General features: G+C 58.4%; 13 protein-coding genes. 8 read left to right on the top strand and 5 right to left on the bottom strand.

The features are described 5' to 3' along the window. Positions 1-601: 601 nt before the first annotated feature. From AC1UK9_RS08535 to AC1UK9_RS08525, 3 genes are all read right to left on the bottom strand, one after another. The gene (locus AC1UK9_RS08535; protein WP_025111872.1) at positions 602-2,260 is read right to left on the bottom strand and encodes a cation acetate symporter; all 1,659 of its coding nucleotides are present in this window, start codon (positions 2,258-2,260) and stop codon (positions 602-604) included. After that, positions 2,257-2,568, bottom strand: coding sequence for a DUF485 domain-containing protein (locus AC1UK9_RS08530; RefSeq protein WP_102355194.1), 312 nt, complete (start codon positions 2,566-2,568; stop codon positions 2,257-2,259). Before AC1UK9_RS08530 ends, AC1UK9_RS08535 begins: the two co-directional genes overlap by 4 nt. A gap of 306 nt (positions 2,569-2,874) precedes the next feature. Then, a complete protein-coding gene (locus AC1UK9_RS08525; RefSeq protein WP_025111874.1) occupies positions 2,875-3,726 on the bottom strand; it encodes a glycine betaine ABC transporter substrate-binding protein in 852 nt (283 codons plus the stop codon). Positions 3,727-4,013: 287 nt separating this feature from the next. On the opposite strand from AC1UK9_RS08525, the gene AC1UK9_RS08520 reads away from it, so the two are divergent. Beyond that, on the top strand, positions 4,014-5,609 hold the full coding sequence (locus AC1UK9_RS08520) for a glycoside hydrolase family 17 protein (RefSeq protein ID WP_473014889.1): 1,596 nt from the start codon (positions 4,014-4,016) through the stop codon (positions 5,607-5,609). A gap of 115 nt (positions 5,610-5,724) precedes the next feature. Here AC1UK9_RS08520 and AC1UK9_RS08515 read toward each other — a convergent pair whose 3' ends face one another. Further along, positions 5,725-6,093 carry a hypothetical protein gene (locus tag AC1UK9_RS08515; protein ID WP_482579844.1) on the bottom strand — a complete coding sequence of 123 codons (369 nt, stop codon included), beginning with the start codon at positions 6,091-6,093 and terminating at the stop codon, positions 5,725-5,727. A gap of 224 nt (positions 6,094-6,317) precedes the next feature. Here AC1UK9_RS08515 and AC1UK9_RS08510 point away from each other — a divergent pair, with 224 nt between their 5' ends. The 7 genes from AC1UK9_RS08510 (at position 6,318) to AC1UK9_RS08480 (ending at position 15,002) form a co-directional block, all read left to right on the top strand. Next, positions 6,318-7,616 (top strand): serine/threonine protein kinase, encoded by a 1,299-nt coding sequence (locus AC1UK9_RS08510; RefSeq protein ID WP_025111877.1) that lies wholly within the window; start codon positions 6,318-6,320, stop codon positions 7,614-7,616. Continuing rightward, positions 7,609-8,397: an MlaA family lipoprotein gene (locus AC1UK9_RS08505; protein WP_262142796.1), complete on the top strand. Its 789-nt coding sequence runs from the start codon at positions 7,609-7,611 to the stop codon at positions 8,395-8,397. Before AC1UK9_RS08510 ends, AC1UK9_RS08505 begins: the two co-directional genes overlap by 8 nt. A gap of 593 nt (positions 8,398-8,990) precedes the next feature. Next, on the top strand, positions 8,991-10,256 hold the full coding sequence (locus AC1UK9_RS08500) for an MFS transporter (RefSeq protein WP_473014888.1): 1,266 nt from the start codon (positions 8,991-8,993) through the stop codon (positions 10,254-10,256). A gap of 115 nt (positions 10,257-10,371) precedes the next feature. Further along, complete coding sequence (locus AC1UK9_RS08495; protein ID WP_473014887.1) at positions 10,372-11,574, top strand: hypothetical protein; 1,203 nt, start codon at positions 10,372-10,374, stop codon at positions 11,572-11,574. A gap of 10 nt (positions 11,575-11,584) precedes the next feature. Next, the gene (locus tag AC1UK9_RS08490) at positions 11,585-13,444 is read left to right on the top strand and encodes an aminotransferase class I/II-fold pyridoxal phosphate-dependent enzyme (protein WP_482579843.1); all 1,860 of its coding nucleotides are present in this window, start codon (positions 11,585-11,587) and stop codon (positions 13,442-13,444) included. After that, positions 13,431-14,105, top strand: coding sequence for a formyl transferase (locus AC1UK9_RS08485; RefSeq protein WP_473014885.1), 675 nt, complete (start codon positions 13,431-13,433; stop codon positions 14,103-14,105). The genes AC1UK9_RS08490 and AC1UK9_RS08485 overlap by 14 nt, the downstream gene beginning before the upstream one ends. Before the next feature lie 69 nt (positions 14,106-14,174). Beyond that, positions 14,175-15,002: a Cof-type HAD-IIB family hydrolase gene (locus tag AC1UK9_RS08480; protein WP_482579842.1), complete on the top strand. Its 828-nt coding sequence runs from the start codon at positions 14,175-14,177 to the stop codon at positions 15,000-15,002. 16 nt (positions 15,003-15,018) lie between these two features. Here the strand turns inward: AC1UK9_RS08480 and AC1UK9_RS08475 are convergent, their stop codons facing one another. Continuing rightward, on the bottom strand, positions 15,019-15,933 hold the full coding sequence (locus tag AC1UK9_RS08475) for a DUF808 domain-containing protein (RefSeq protein ID WP_482579841.1): 915 nt from the start codon (positions 15,931-15,933) through the stop codon (positions 15,019-15,021). Positions 15,934-15,980: the final 47 nt, after the last annotated feature.

Below are 15,980 nucleotides of genomic sequence, written 5' to 3'. Positions count from 1 at the left end.
ACGGCACTTCGCTGAGGCTCAGTGTTCCCTCGCTACGGTGTCCATCCGGGGGCATCGCCTACGGTTTGCTTCGCTGCACCTCCTCTCGATGTATGCGGCTTCGCCGCACGGCGCTGCGCGCCTAGCCCCTGATGGACACCTACGCTCGGCCTGCCGAAGGGGCCTGAAGATCAAAAGCCAAAGCCAAAGCAAGATCAAAAGCCCCTCACGGTAAAGACCGGGTACATCCTTTACGTTTGAGACCGGGGGCATGGTTTACAGGTATCAATCATGGTCAGGAGGTACTGACCATGCCCTGGAATCAAGAGCCCCCGATGGATCAGCGAAGCAAACCGTAGGCGCTGCGCCCGGATGGATCCCGGAGCGAAGGAACCCCGAGCCTCAGCGAGCGGGCCGGACGTAGGAGCAAGCCTTTTTGGTTACTTTTTCGGCGTCTGGAAAAAGTGACCCGCCGTAAGGGCGGAACCCTAAGCCGCCGTTACCACAACAACGGATATGTACCCATTCCCACAAAAAACCCAGCCTGCCCGATAACCGCCCACAAAAAAAAATGCCCCGATCTCTCAACCGGGGCATTTCAGTCAAAACATGTAATCAGCTGTTAGTGCGAAACCGCCCCACTCGCCCCAAGGCCAGTCTGCGAACGCACAAACTGCGGGAAGAACAGCGCCCGCTCGTTCTCGGCCGCCGCCGACTTGTCAGTGATCGAGAAGAACCAGATGCCGATGAACGCAATGATCATCGAAAACAGCGCCGGGTACTCGTAAGGGAAGATCGCCTTCTCGTGATGCAGAATCTGCACCCAAATGGTTGGACCAAGGATCATCAGCCCCACGGCACTGATCAACCCCATCCAGCCACCCACCATTGCACCGCGGGTGGTCAGCTTCTTCCAGTACATCGAAAGCAGCAGTACCGGGAAGTTGCAACTCGCCGCAATCGAGAACGCCAGGCCAACCATGAACGCAATGTTCTGGCTTTCGAACAGGATACCCAGGCCAATAGCCAGAACACCCAGTGCAATAGTGGTGATCTTCGACACGCGAATCTCATCCTTGTCGTTGGCCTTGCCCTTCTTGATCACGCTGGCATACAGGTCGTGAGACACCGCCGAGGCACCGGCCAGCGTCAAACCAGCCACTACCGCCAGAATGGTCGCAAACGCCACCGCCGAGATGAAGCCAAGGAAAATACTGCCACCCACCGCGTCAGCCAGGTGCACCGCCGCCATGTTGTTGCCGCCGAGCAGAGCGCCCGCCGCATCTTTGAAGGCCGGGTTGGTGCTGACCAGCAGGATCGCGCCGAAGCCGATGATGAACGTCAGGATGTAGAAGTAGCCAATGAAGCCGGTTGCATACAGCACGCTCTTGCGCGCCTCCTTGGCGTCGCTCACGGTGAAGAAGCGCATCAGGATGTGCGGCAGGCCGGCGGTACCGAACATCAGCGCCAGGCCGAGGGAGAATGCCGAAATCGGATCTTTCACCAGGCCGCCCGGGCTCATGATCGCCTCACCTTTAGGGTGGACCTTGATCGCCTCGGAGAACAGCATGTTGAAATCGAAGTTGACGTGCTTCATCACCATCAGCGCCATGAACGAGGCACCGGACAGCAACAGCACCGCCTTGATAATCTGCACCCAGGTGGTCGCCAGCATGCCGCCGAACAGCACGTAAAGGCACATCAGGATGCCCACCAGAATCACCGCGACATAGTAGTCGAGGCCGAACAGCAGCTGGATCAGCTTGCCGGCACCGACCATTTGCGCGATCAGGTAGAACGCCACCACCACCAGCGAACCGCAGGCAGACAGGGTGCGGATCTGAGTTTGCCCGAGGCGATAGGACGCCACGTCGGCAAAGGTGTATTTACCCAGGTTGCGCAGGCGTTCGGCGATCAGGAACAGAATGATCGGCCACCCCACCAGGAAGCCGATCGAGTAGATCAGGCCATCGTAGCCGGAGGTGAACACCAGCGCGGAAATCCCCAGGAAGGACGCCGCCGACATGTAGTCACCGGCAATCGCCAGACCGTTCTGGAACCCGGTGATCTTGCCGCCCGCCGCATAGTAGTCGGCGGCCGACTTGTTGCGTTTGGACGCCCAGTAGGTGATGCACAGAGTGGCACCGACGAACACCACGAACATGGCGATCGCGGCGACGTTGAGCGGTTGTTTGTGGACTTCGCCGGTCAAGGCGTCAGCGGCCCAGACTGCCGGAGCGAACGCTGCGATGCTCAAAAGAGCCAGTAGACGCCGGATCATTGCTGAGCCTCCTTGAGAATCGCATTGTTCAGGTCGTCGAACTCGCCATTGGCGCGTCGTACGTAGATAGCGGTCAGGACGAAGGCCGAGACAATCAGGCCGACACCGATCGGGATACCCCAGGTGATGGATGATTCGGGACTGATCTTGGCGCCGAGCACTTGCGGCCCGTAAGCGATCAGCAGGATGAAGGCGGAGTAAAGCCCTAGCATGATCGCCGAGAGTATCCAGGCGAATCGTTCCCTTTTCTTCACCAGCTCCTTGAAGCGCGGGCTGTTTTGAATCGAGAGGTAAATGCTGTCGTTCATTGTTTTTATCCTCGCAGCACAGATTATTGTTGGAACGTATCCACTGTATGCGGCTGCGGAACGGCTTCCAGACGACCTTAGTATTAGAACGACATGACACTTTCGCCAATTTTCGGACTGTAAAGAGCCGAAATAATCGGAAATGACCTCTCAAACAGCCACAAACCCTGTGAACCACGCTGCGCCAGAAACAAATGTGGGAGCGGGCTTGCTCGCGAAGGCGTCCTGTCAGTCAACAATCTGGTTGACTGATCCGACGCTTTCGCGAGCAAGCCCGCTCCCACAGGTGCAGTGCTTTATCCGGGGTTATTTGGTCCAGTCGGCTACGCGATCCGGGTGTTTGGCGACCCAATCCTTGGCCGCAGCTTCAGGTTTGGCGCCGTCCTGAATCGCCAGCATGACTTCGCCGATCTCGTCTTTCGACGCCCACTGGAAATTCTTCAGGAACTTGGCCACTTCCGGGGCCTTGGTGGCGAGTTCCTTGCTGCCGATGCTGTTCACGGTTTCAGCCGCGCCATACACGCCTTTCGGGTCGTCGAGGAAGCGCAGTTTCCACTTGGCGAACATCCAGTGCGGCACCCAACCGGTGACGGCGATCGATTCGTTCTTCTTCTCGGCACGGGTCAACTCGGCAATCATGCCGGCGCCGGAACTGGCCTTGAGGGTGTATTTGTCCAGGCCATAATCCTTGATCGCCTGATCAGTCTTGAGCATCACGCCTGAACCGGCGTCGATGCCGACAATACGGTTTTTGAAGCTGTCGTCGGTTTTCAGGTCTTCGATCGATTTCGCTTTGACGTACTCCGGCACGATCAGGCCGATTTTCGCATCCTTGAAGTTCGGGCCGTAATCGACGACCAGATCCTTGTTCTTCGCCCAGTATTCGCCGTGGGTGACCGGCAGCCACGCCGAGAGCATCGCATCGAGTTTGCCGGTGGCCACGCCCTGCCACATGATCCCGGTGGCGACGGCTTGCAGTTTCACGTCGTAGCCGAGTTTCTGCTTGATCACTTCGGCCGCCACGTGGGTGGTCGCAACGCTGTCGGACCAGCCGTCAACGTAACCGATGTTCAGGGTCTGTTTTTCAGCGCTGGCGAAAGTGGAGCTCATCGCAAGCACCAGAGCGGCACCTGCGCCTAAAAGTCGTCGCATCTTCATCGTTACTTCCCCGAAATGCTGCGCCCGACGGATGCCGGGCATCGTCAACGTATTGTTATGGTGCACAGCGCCCCCATCACGCCCGACCGCAAACTCGCTCGTACGACAGTGGAGTACTGACGCTTTTGATCATCAACCTGACGCCCGCTGCGACCTGCTCTGGCAACGACCTCAAGACAACGAGAAACGACATCAGAAAGCCATTAATCGCGTCTGAATAAATGACGCCAAATAATCCGCCCGAACTTTGCATGGGCAAATGATGCAGGCCACCAACCCGCGGATAAATGCAGGTAACATGCGTCGCTTTGCAGCCACTCGGCCTGATCATGTCCGCGACTTCCCGCTTTCCGCTCGTTCCCTATTTCTTCGCTTGCCTGCTTGGCCTGTTTGCCCTTGGCGGTTTCTGGTATGGCCTCGGCAAACCAGTGATCCTGCCGGACGCTGCCACTCCGACGCACAAGTTGCAATGCGCCTCCTACACGCCGTTCGACAAGGATCAGTCGCCGTTCGACGTGCCGTTCAAGCTGCGTCCGGAACGTATGGACGCCGACCTCGCCCTGCTGGCGACGCGCTTCGAATGCATCCGCACCTACTCGATGACCGGCCTCGAAGCCCTGCCCGAGCTGGCGCGCAAGCACGGTTTGAAATTGATGATCGGTGCCTGGGTCAACAGCAACCCGGTGGACACTGAAAAAGAAGTCGACCTGCTGATCGCCTCGGCCAACGCCAACCCGGACGTGGTCAGTGCGGTGATCGTCGGCAACGAGGCCTTGCTGCGCAAGGAAGTCACCGGCGCGCAACTGGCCAGACTGATCAACAAGGTCAAAAGCCAGGTCAGGCAGCCGGTCACGTATGCCGATGTCTGGGAGTTCTGGCTCAAGCATCCGGAAGTCGCGCCGGCCGTGGATTTCCTGACCATTCACTTGCTGCCGTATTGGGAAGACGATCCGTCGAACATCGACGTCGCCCTGCAACACGTGGCGGATGTGCGTCAGGTGTTCGGCAACAAGTTCGCGCCCAAAGACGTGATGATCGGCGAGACCGGCTGGCCCAGCGAAGGCCGCCAGCGCGAGACCGCCCTGCCGAGCCGGGTCAATGAAGCCAAATTCATTCGTGGTTTTGTCGCGATGGCCGAGAAGGAAGGCTGGCATTACAACCTGATCGAGGCGTTCGACCAACCATGGAAGCGTGGCAGCGAAGGTGCGGTCGGTGGCTACTGGGGCCTGTTCGACGCGGATCGTCAGGACAAGGGCGTACTCGCCGGGCCGGTGACCAACGTGCCGTACTGGAAGGAATGGCTGGGCCTGGGCGGGCTGATTTTCCTCGGCACGCTGCTGCTCGGCGGCCGGGTGCGCAGCACACAATCAGCATTGATCCTGCCGCTGCTCGGCGCGGTGGCCGCCTGCTCGATCGGCGCCTGGGGCGATCTGGCGCGGGTGACCACGCGGTTTGCCGGCGAATGGCTGTGGGTCGGTTTGCTGACAGCGTTGAACCTGCTGGTGCTGGCGCATGCTGCGCTGACCTTGAGCAGCCGCCAGGGTTGGCGTGAACGCGCGTTCAATCTGCTGGAGCGACGCGCCGGTTGGCTGGTTGCCGTAGCAGGTTTTGCTGCAGCGGTGATGATGCTGGAGATGGTGTTCGACGCACGTTATCGCAGCTTCGCCAGCATGGCGTTCATTCTGCCGGCGCTGGTGTACGTGTGCCGTCCGGTCAGCGTGCCGCGCCGGGAAATCGCCCTGCTGACCTTTATCGTTGGCGCCGGCATTGCGCCGCAGTTATTTGTGGAAGGGTTGCAGAACCAGCAGGCCTGGGGTTGGGCGCTGGTGAGTGGGCTCATGGTGGCGGCGTTGTGGCGCTGCTTGCGGGTTCGCAACCGCTGATCTCCAGAGGCCAATCTTGCCCCTTCGCGAGCAAGCCCGCTCCCACATCTGATCGGGTTCCTCCAGCTGGAACGCAATCAAATGTGGGAGCGGGCTTGCTCGCGAAGGCCGACGGTCAGGTGCTACGGGACGCCCGGACCAGGCGCAACCCGCCAATCACCAGCGCAAACACCGCTAACGTGGTGTTGTAAAGCGCCAGTGCCGGCAGCCCGAACACCAGCGCCAGCACCGCCAGCCACCACCCCGTCCGCCCGGGCAAGACAAAACCGAGCAGCGCCGTACCCAGCGCGGCCCAGCCCAGCACCTTGAAGTGAATCATCAGCCCCAGGTTCGAACGCACCGCACATTCCCAGCGGCTGGCCTCATCGACGCAGATGCCGACCCACTGCCCATCCTCCATGAAGCCATAACGCGCGCCATAACTGGCCGCCAGCCATAACGGCAGCAGAACGAGCAACAGGATCACGGGCAAGCGGCGGGACATGAATCACTCCAATCTACGGAAATCGGCGGCCAGCTTAATCGGACTTGCACCATTGGCAAGCACTAACAACTGTTAACTGGTCATCCGCGACGTGCAAAGTGTATCGTCCAGCTACTATTACCCCGAATTCTGCCTGTTTGGTGCCGCCGCATGGCACTTTGGCGCAAACCCGGTGGTCATAGCCTGCGAACCTCATTCGGCACCTTCCTCTAAGGGATCTAGTCATGCTCCGTTCCTTGCGCTTCGCCGCGCTGTTCAGCGGCCTTATTCTGAGTGCGTCCGCACTGGCGGTGGATATCGATGCCGCCAGCTATGGCTATCCCCTGACCAACCCGTTCGAGGCGACCATCGCCACGACGCCGCCGGACCTGCGCCCGGAACTGCCGTCCAACGAGGACATCAACCAGTCCGACCACAGCATCACCCTGCGCCCGGAACGGGCGTTCATCCTCCCGGACAATTTCTGGGCGGTGAAGAAACTCACCTACCGCATCGCCGAGCAGGACAAACCGGCCCCGCTGATCTTCCTGATCGCCGGCACCGGCGCGCGCTTTGACAGCACGCTCAATGAATACCTGAAAAAGCTCTACTACAAGGCTGGCTACCACGTCGTGCAGTTGTCGTCGCCGACCAGCTTCGACTTCATCAGCGCCGCTTCACGTTTCGCCACGCCCGGCATCACCAAGGAAGACGCCGAAGACATGTACCGGGTGATGCAGGCCGTCCGCGCGCAGAACCCGAAACTGCCGGTTACCGAGTATTACCTGAGCGGCTACAGCCTTGGCGCCCTGGATGCCGCGTTCGTCGCGCACCTGGACGAAACCCGACGCAGCTTCAACTTCAAGAAAGTCCTGCTGCTCAACCCGCCGGTCAACCTCTACACCTCGATCAGCAACCTCGACAAGCTGGTGCAGACCGAAGTCAAAGGCATCAATAACAGCACCACGTTCTATGAACTGGTGCTGGGCAAGCTGACCCGCTACTTCCAGCAGAAGGGCTACATCGACCTCAACGACGCCCTGCTCTACGACTTCCAGCAGTCCAAACAGCACCTGACCAACGAGCAGATGGCGATGCTGATCGGCACCTCGTTCCGCTTCTCGGCGGCCGACATTGCCTTTACTTCGGACCTGATCAACCGTCGCGGCCTGATTACCCCGCCGAAATTCCCGATCACCGAAGGCACCAGCCTCACGCCGTTCCTCAAGCGTGCGCTGCAATGCGATTTCGACTGCTACCTGACCGATCAGGTGATCCCGATGTGGCGCGCCCGTACCGACGGCGGCAGCCTGCTGCAACTGATCGATCAGGTCAGCCTGTACGCCCTGAAGGATTACCTGCATGACAGCCCGAAAATCGCCGTCATGCACAATGCCGACGACGTGATCCTCGGCCCCGGCGACCTGGGCTTCCTGCGCAAGACCTTTGGTGATCGCCTGACCGTTTATCCGTACGGCGGCCATTGCGGCAACCTTAACTACCGCGTCAACAGCGACGCCATGCTGGAGTTCTTCCGTGGCTAAATATCTCCTGCTGATTGCAGCGCTCCTCAGTGCAGGCGTGGCCCAGGCCGACAACAGCAAAGCCAATGCGCCAGTGGTGGTCGACAGCGACGGGTTCAAGGAGCCGCTGTCCAAACTCAAGTTCAACCCGGGGCTGGACCAGCGTGAGTTCGAGCGTTCGACGCTCAACGCACTCAACGTCTATGACCCGCTGGAATCGTGGAACCGCCGCGTCTACCACTTCAACTACCGCTTCGACCAATGGGTGTTCCTGCCGGTGGTCGACGGTTATCGCTACGTGACGCCAAGCTTCCTGCGCACCGGTGTGAGCAATTTCTTCAACAACCTTGGCGACGTGCCGAACCTGGTCAACAGCCTGCTGCAGTTCAAGGGCAAGCGTTCGATGGAAACCACGGCGCGGCTGCTGCTCAACACCACCATCGGCGTCGCCGGTCTGTGGGACCCGGCCACCGCCATGGGCCTGCCGCGCCAGAGCGAAGACTTCGGTCAGACCCTGGGCTTCTACGGCGTACCGGGCGGCGCTTACTTCGTGCTGCCGATCCTCGGCCCGTCGAACATTCGTGATACCGCCGGGCTGGCCGTGGACTACACCGCCGAATCGGCGATCAACTACCTGAACGTGTCGAAAGTCAGCGAAAACCACCCGGAAATCTGGGCCCTGCGCGCGGTCGACAAGCGCTACCAGACCAACTTCCGCTATGGCCAGATGAACTCGCCGTTCGAGTACGAGAAAGTTCGCTACGTGTACACCGAGTCGCGCAAACTGCAGATAGCCGAGTAAACCCTCCCAACCGCTGGCAAGCGCCGACCTTGTCGAGCTTGTCAGCGCGTCTTCACGCCCGACATTTTTGTCATGCCTGCCCTTCTGCGCCCGCCCGGGTAAAGACTGCCACTGCCATTTCGTCTTTCAGACAGGCGCTGCTCGTTTAACGAACTCGTGAGTCAAAGCCACAAGCAGATTCGAAATCGAACACAAAAATTTAAATGTGAATTTTTTATTAACATTCTGTGACAGCTTATGTAGACTCGCCTCAACACTGCCAAGGATGCAATGACGTGTTCAACGATATTCAAGGAATGATATCGGCTCTCCCTTATCCTCCCTTTCGACGCTGGTCTACCCGATATCTGCAACCTGTAGGTCGCAGCGGACTTTATTATTCAAGACTCAGCGAAACTTGCGCATAGCCTGTCGCTCGGCTTATCAGTAATACATCCATCGATACATTTCAATATGCCGTCCGAATGGCATGGAGTGTCGTGCATCTTCAATTAGCTGCGGATGAATTACTACAGCGATCAGCGTCGGCAATGCATTGATCCAACCACTTCAATCTGCACTTGTCGCGGGTTTGAAAAACGGCCGTCATCAACATGCATACTTCAATAAAAACCGGTATCACTCAATATATCTCCGAGATGCCACTGTTCATCTGGATATTGTTTATCGGCACCTTTGTCACCCGTGCAACTTCAATGATGGTCTGGCCGTTTATCTCGATCGTGCTGTACACCCGGTTCGGTTTCAGTGCGACGTTTATCGGCCTGATCCTGACACTGTCCATCGCCCTGTCCTCGATAGCGAGTTTTTACAGCGGTTACCTGTCGGACAAAATCGGCCGCTTGAAAATCATCGTGCTGGGCTGCGTCGTGGCTGCAAGCTCTTACCTGCTACTGGGCATCAGCAGCAGCGCTTATGGCTACATTGCCGGGACTCTGCTGGCAAACCTGTCGTGGGCACTGGTCAACAACCCGATCAAAACCATCATCGGCGATGTCATCGAATCTCGGCCTCTGGTCGAGCGCGCCATGCATCTGCGCTACTTTTTCCTCAACGCCGGTGCGGCGACAGGTCCCTACTTCGGGCTCAAACTGGGAATCTCCGCCGACTCCCTGTCCTTCGTCCTGGTAACCCTGTCCTATGTGCTGCTGCTGGTCGGCGTGGTGGTCTTCGGCAAAGGTGTGACCCTCAAGGCGGTCAATACCACCAGTTTCAAAAGCACCATGGGCGTGCTCGCCAAAGACCATCTGTTCCTGGCGCTGGTGATCAATAACATCATCATGATGTTCATCTTTGGCAGTTTTGACTCCAGCCTGCCGCAACTGATGGCCGCCCTTGCCTTCGAAGGTTACCTGCCCTTTGTCGCCTCGTTGATCGTTTTGCATGCCTCGACAATCGTGATACTGCAATTGCCGCTTGCCAGTGCACTGTCGTCGGTATCACTGAACACCAAGATTTATCTTGGCTCGGCCCTGTTGATCCTCGGCGAGGCCGGCTTTGCCTTGGCCGCGCACAACTACGACATCAAGGCGTTGTGGTACGGCGCTGTATTGCTCATGAGTATCAGCCAGACCCTGCTCTTTCCGTGCATCAACATGTTTGTCGACAGCCTGGCGCCGCCCAATCTGCGAGGTGCCTACTTTGGTGCCGCATCGTTATACAGCATCGGCTTTTCTCTCTCGCCGATTGTCGGCGGGCTGTTTATACAGAACCTCAGCGGAACCGCACTTTATATATTCCTGACATTGTCCAGCCTGCTGATGACGCTCATCTTCATGGGGATTTTCCGATTGAGGAAGTCCACGGACGAAACAGCTCGCCCCGTAGCAAACATCGAGACTTCGCCCACCACTGGCTAATCACTCGACGCAAAACTTGCAAAGCTCCATCGCTGCACGCCAATCAAGTTGGTGCGGAGTTTCTTTGCCTGAATAAAACCATTTTCTCGAACTTCTCAACTTTCAGGAAAGCCTCATGAATACGCCGATTTATGACCTCATCCTATGTGGCGCCGGCCCGGCCAACATCTCGCTGTTGCCTGATCTTATTCAGAATGAACAGATACAGCGCTGCCTGATACTTGAGAAATCCAGCACATTGGGCAGCGGTGAAATCGGTCAATACCGGATCACTGCCAACTCGCTGGGCGGGGTCTTTCTGGAAAAATTCCAGGACCGCACGGACGACTTGAGTCGATTCCTGCAGGGCACGCCAGAATGGACGTATTTCACCGAACGCCGGGGTGAGGCGGTAGAGCTGCGTCATGTCGGACGCTTCCTCGAACACATCGGCACCTACGTGTCCCGGCACAAGGCGCTCTACAAACGCTTTGAAATTTCCACACAGTCGACCGTCAGCGAAATCCGCCTGACCGCGCAGGGTCACTACTGCGTCAGCTATCTGCTCGATGGCCAGCGCGTGCAGGCGACGTGCAAGAAAATCATCTTCAACATCGGTGGCCGGCTGAATCAAGCCACCTTGCAGCACCCGCAACACAACATCAATTCGGATTCGCTGCTCAAGGGTGAACACGACCAGGCGCTGCAAAGCGGCAAATACCGCAACCTGGCCATCGTCGGTTCTTCGCACAGCGCCGTTTCCTGCCTGATCCGTCTGGTGGAGCAACTGGACTTTCCAGGCACCATCACCTTGCTGACCAAGCGCGATTTCAAGTTGTTCTTCGACTCCCCCGCCTCTGCGCGCGAGCAACACTATCCGTTTGTCGATGCCGATATCTGCCAGGCCAGCCAAAGGGTCAATCGTTATTCGGGCCTGCGATATGACTCGTTCGAGTTCGCTCGCAAGATCAAACAAGGCCTGATCCGCAACCTGAACATCGTCGACATCGCGCAGGCCTCCGCCGATCAGATCCTGAACCTGATCGCGCAATCGGACCTGCTGATTCACAGCACCGGATACAAGGCCGGGCTGGTGCCGATACTGGATGTCGATGGCACGGCGCTGGAACTGCAACAGGACGATTTCGGATTGCTCACCAACCAGCAACTCAACCCGGTCACCCGCGAAGGTCGAGTACTGGAAAACTTCCATACATTCGGCCTCGGGGCCGGGATCAAGACCGGTGGAGACAGCGGCGGCGAGGAGAGCTTTCACGGCAGGATCGACGGCGTGTGGATGTACCAGCACGTGGTGCCCGGACTCATTTTCGTTAAATAAGGAAATTACAATGAATAATCAGACAGCCATCATTCTTTGCGCCGGGCGCGGAAGCCGCCTGGGCAAGCGCACGCGCCACACGCCCAAGCCCTTGGTGAAAACCAACAATATCGCGTTCATCGACAACGCCCTGAACAACCTCGAAACGCTGGGTATCAAACACGTAGTCGTCGTGGTCGGCTATCAGTCGGAGACCATTACCGCTCATCTTCGGGCGATGGACACCGGCATCAACTTCGAATTCGTGAGCAACCCTGACTGGGCCACGACCAATAACATCTACTCGCTGTACCTGGCCCGCGAACACATTACGCAGAACACCCTGATCATCGAGGGCGACATTTACTTCTCGGCCTCCAGCCTGCAACAGTTGCTGCAGAAGCCGGGGGATCTGGTCGCCCTGGTGTCGCCGCTGGGCAAGAACATGGAAGGCACCTACGCCATCCTCGAAGACGCTCGGCTGCAAGGCTTCGGCTCGACCAAGGACATCGGCCACGAGGCCCGTGACGGACAGTACAAGACCGTCAACCTGTACCAGGTCGGGTCAGCCACGTTCGCCGAGCACATCAAAAAACAACTCGCCAGCAACGTCAGAAAAAACAACCTCAACGCCTACTACGAAGACGTATTCAAGAAAGCATCGCTTGAGGGCAAGTGGGATATTCAGACAGTCATCGTCCCGGCAACCGAATGGTATGAGGTCGACAACTATTACGACCTGACGATCTGCAACTACATTTCCAGTCGTGACCGCCTGGGCTTCGTTCAGAACCGCCACGGCGGTTACTGGCGCTACCCGATGCTGGATTTCGCCTTGATCTACAACTTTCATTTCCCGCCACAGCAGATGAAAGACAAGATCAAGGACAACTTTGATCACATCTTCCTCAACTACCCCGGCGCCAGACGACTCATCGAGGAGTCACTCTGCGAATTCCTCGGCGTCTCCCCGAGACACCTGTGCGTGGCCAATGGCGCAGCGGAAATCATCAAGCTGCTGCCGTCCGTGTATGCCGGCAGCGCCCTCGTGACCGTGCCGTCCTTCAACGAATACGCCAACGTCTTCGGTGAACAGCGCACGCTCTGCCACTACACGCGGGAAGAGGACGACTTCGCGATCGACATCGATGCGCTGCTCGCTACCTGCCGGCAACAGCGCCCTGAGGTGGTGATCATCGAATCGCCCAACAACCCGACCGGCGCCCTGACACCCGCCTCGGCCCTGTCGGCGCTCGCCGTGCAGTTGCTGGAACTGGATATCTCACTGATCGTCGACGAATCGTTCCTCGATTTCTCCAACCACGCCGACAGCACCTTGCTCAACGTACTCGACGAACACCCCAACCTGGTGGTGATTCGCAGCATGAGCAAGACGTTCGGTATCGGCGGTATTCGCATCGGCTACCTGGCCAGCGCCAACCAGACCTTGCTGGCACTGATCAACTCGCTGCTGCCGATCTGGAACATCAACGGTTTTGCCGAGGAGTTCCTGTTGCATCTGCCGCAATACCAGCAGGAATACCTGGCCAGCTGCCAACAAGTCATCAGCGACACTCGCGCCTTTCAACAGGCACTGGACGCCATCGAGGGCATCAGCGGCTTCAAGACCGAAGCAAACTTCATTTACTGCAAGGCTCATTACTCTGACGCCCAGACCATTTCCAGGTTGTTGCTGGACAAGCACCACATGTACATCAAGGAGTGCTCGGGCAAACGCAATACCGACTCCGACAAGTACTTCCGCGTGTCCTGCCGCACACCTGACGAAAACGCCCGGTTGATCCAGGCCCTGAGCGACGTGATGCACGACCTGGCAGTGCAGAAAAACATCAGCAGCCACGCGAAGGAGAACGCCGTTGAACTCGCCTGAGCAGGTAGTGATTTGCGGCAAGGGCGAACTGGCCATCTTCGCCTGCGAATACTTCAATGCCTCCCCCGAACATACCGTGTCGTACGTGGTAGCCGATCCTTTCGAGCCGGTCAGCACTGAACGGACGCTGATCGAGTATTGCCGGGAGCACGGCATCGAGGTGATCGAGAGCGGTCGGATCGAAGACCTGCCAGGTTACGCCGACGGCACCTTCGCTTGCGACCTCTGCCTGGTCATTTTCCACAAGCGGATATTGCCCAAGCGCTTCATCGACTGCTGCGCGAAAATCATCAACCTGCACCTTTCCTACCTGCCCAAATACCGCGGCGTACGTCCGGTCAACTGGGCCTTGAAGAATGGCGAGCGGATGCATGGCGCCACGCTGCACGAGATCAGCGAAGGCATAGACGAGGGGCCGATCCTCAATCAGGTAGCCTTCTGCATCTACCCTGAGTTCGAGGAAGTGATCGACACCTATACCCGCGCGATGGGGTACGCCCGTCAGTTGCTGATGGATACCTTGCCGATGATCGACCGCATTGTTCCGGTCCCGCAGGAGCATGCCGACATGAGCATCTACTACGAAAAGGACAATCACCGGCTGGAAGAGCGGATGACCTTCACCAAAGCACAATCTCTGAAATTACTCGAACGCCAGTAGCCTTGCGACGCCACTCGATTGTCCGCACAGACGGCAATCGGGTGGGCAGGCGATCCCTTCCGAGGACTCATGATGTACTTGCTTATTGCCTCTGACCTGGATGGCACGCTGCTGCTGCCAAGCGATACTTTCGGTGCCTTTACCAAAAGCGTGATTCACAGCCTGAACCGCGCAGGCCATCACATCGTGCTGGCGACGGGTCGCCATCAGGCTGACGTCGAGTCGCTGCTCGACAGCCAGTCACCACCGGTTCACCTGATCACCGCCAATGGCGCGCGCATTTCCAGCGCCTGTGGCGGGCTTGCTCTGAGCGCAGAATTATCGACTGCGGTTGTCCAGACATTGCTTGAGGAAACCCGAGCAGACACCGATCTGACGATCAACCTTTACTGCCGATCCGGCTGGCTGATGAGTCGAGAAGACGAAAATCTGAAAGACTTCAGCCAGAACCCGGACTTCCAGCCAACACTCTGCGCGGCCGAGCATCTGCCAGTGCATGCTGTGCAGAAAGTGTTTTTCTTTCAGCGCAGCAAGGATCATGACGCCCTGCTCCGGCTGCAGGAGCGGCTGGAACAACAGCTGGGCGATCAGATCGGCACTGTGTTCACGTTTCCATGGTGCCTGGAGGTCATGGCCAGAGACGTTTCCAAGGGCAATGCGCTGAAGCAACTGGCCGAATTCCTCAACGTGCCCATTGAGGCCTGCATCGCTTTTGGTGACGCAATGAATGACGCCGACATGTTGGCCGATGTCGGCAAAGGCGTGCTCATGGGCAACGCACATGCCGAGTTGAGGCAGGCACTGCCCGAGGCGGAGATCATCGGCCGATACACCGATGAAGCCGTCGCGCATTACCTGTCGAAGCACCTGCTCAAGGGCGCTGATCTCCCGGCATGAACACCTGCGGGCGGCCTTACGCCCGCACGGCCTTCCACAATTTGCCCACCACGCTCACCGCGAGCAACACCACGCCCCCGGCGATAATCCCGGCCACACCATTGAGCAGCACCGGCACCACAAACCCGGCGCTGCCAGCGGCCGCACCGACGCTTTCAATCCAGTGATGCACCACAGCAATGCCGTGGGTGAGGATCCCGCCGCCGACGAGGAACATCGCCGCCGTGCCGATCACCGACAGGCCTTTCATCATGTACGGCGCGGCGCGCAGGATCGCGTTGCCGATGGTTTTTGCTGCCGAAGCGGATTTTTGCGTCAGCCACAGGCCGAGGTCGTCGAGCTTGACGATGCCGGCCACCAAGCCGTAAACGCCGACAGTCATGACAATCGCGATGCCGGACATCACGATCACTTGCTGGGTCAACGACGCGTCGGCCACGGTGCCGAGGGTGATGGCGATGATTTCTGCCGAGAGGATGAAGTCGGTGCGGATCGCGCCTTTGATCTTGTCCTTCTCGTAGGCCACCAGATCGGTGGCCGGCTCGGCCACTGCCGCGCTCAGCTGCGCGTGGTCGGCATCATCTTCGGTCTTGCTGTGCAGGAACTTGTGCGCGAGTTTCTCGAAACCTTCAAAGCACAGGTACGCACCACCGACCATCAGCAGCGGTGTCACCAGCCACGGCACGAACGCGCTGATCGCCAGCGCCGACGGCACCAGAATCAGCTTGTTGAGAAACGAGCCCTTGGCCACCGCCCAGACCACAGGAATTTCCCGCTCGGCGCGCACGCCGCTGACTTGCTGGGCATTGAGCGCCAAGTCGTCGCCGAGCACGCCGGCGGTCTTCTTCGCGGCCATCTTGCTCATCAACGCCACATCATCCAGAACGGTGGCGATGTCGTCGATCAGCACCAGCAAACTGCTTCCTGCCATGGGTCAGGTTTCCCTACGTGAAAAAAGTGCGCGCAGCATACCGCGCC

The organism is Pseudomonas sp. AK-TSAG1-1, assembly GCF_056821665.1.
This window is presented reverse-complemented; position numbering and strand designations above follow the sequence as displayed.

Bases quoted from the DNA above. Each gene is read 5' to 3' on its own strand.
- AC1UK9_RS08535 (WP_025111872.1), bottom strand. From the start codon at position 2,260: ATGATCCGGCGTCTACTGGCTCTTTTGAGCATCGCAGCGTTCGCTCCG.
- AC1UK9_RS08530 (WP_102355194.1), bottom strand. From the start codon at position 2,568: ATGAACGACAGCATTTACCTCTCGATTCAAAACAGCCCGCGCTTCAAG.
- AC1UK9_RS08525 (WP_025111874.1), bottom strand. From the start codon at position 3,726: ATGAAGATGCGACGACTTTTAGGCGCAGGTGCCGCTCTGGTGCTTGCG.
- AC1UK9_RS08520 (WP_473014889.1), top strand. From the start codon at position 4,014: ATGCAGGTAACATGCGTCGCTTTGCAGCCACTCGGCCTGATCATGTCC.
- AC1UK9_RS08515 (WP_482579844.1), bottom strand. From the start codon at position 6,093: ATGTCCCGCCGCTTGCCCGTGATCCTGTTGCTCGTTCTGCTGCCGTTA.
- AC1UK9_RS08510 (WP_025111877.1), top strand. From the start codon at position 6,318: ATGCTCCGTTCCTTGCGCTTCGCCGCGCTGTTCAGCGGCCTTATTCTG.
- AC1UK9_RS08500 (WP_473014888.1), top strand. From the start codon at position 8,991: ATGCATACTTCAATAAAAACCGGTATCACTCAATATATCTCCGAGATG.
- AC1UK9_RS08495 (WP_473014887.1), top strand. From the start codon at position 10,372: ATGAATACGCCGATTTATGACCTCATCCTATGTGGCGCCGGCCCGGCC.
- AC1UK9_RS08490 (WP_482579843.1), top strand. From the start codon at position 11,585: ATGAATAATCAGACAGCCATCATTCTTTGCGCCGGGCGCGGAAGCCGC.
- AC1UK9_RS08480 (WP_482579842.1), top strand. From the start codon at position 14,175: ATGATGTACTTGCTTATTGCCTCTGACCTGGATGGCACGCTGCTGCTG.
- AC1UK9_RS08475 (WP_482579841.1), bottom strand. From the start codon at position 15,933: ATGGCAGGAAGCAGTTTGCTGGTGCTGATCGACGACATCGCCACCGTT.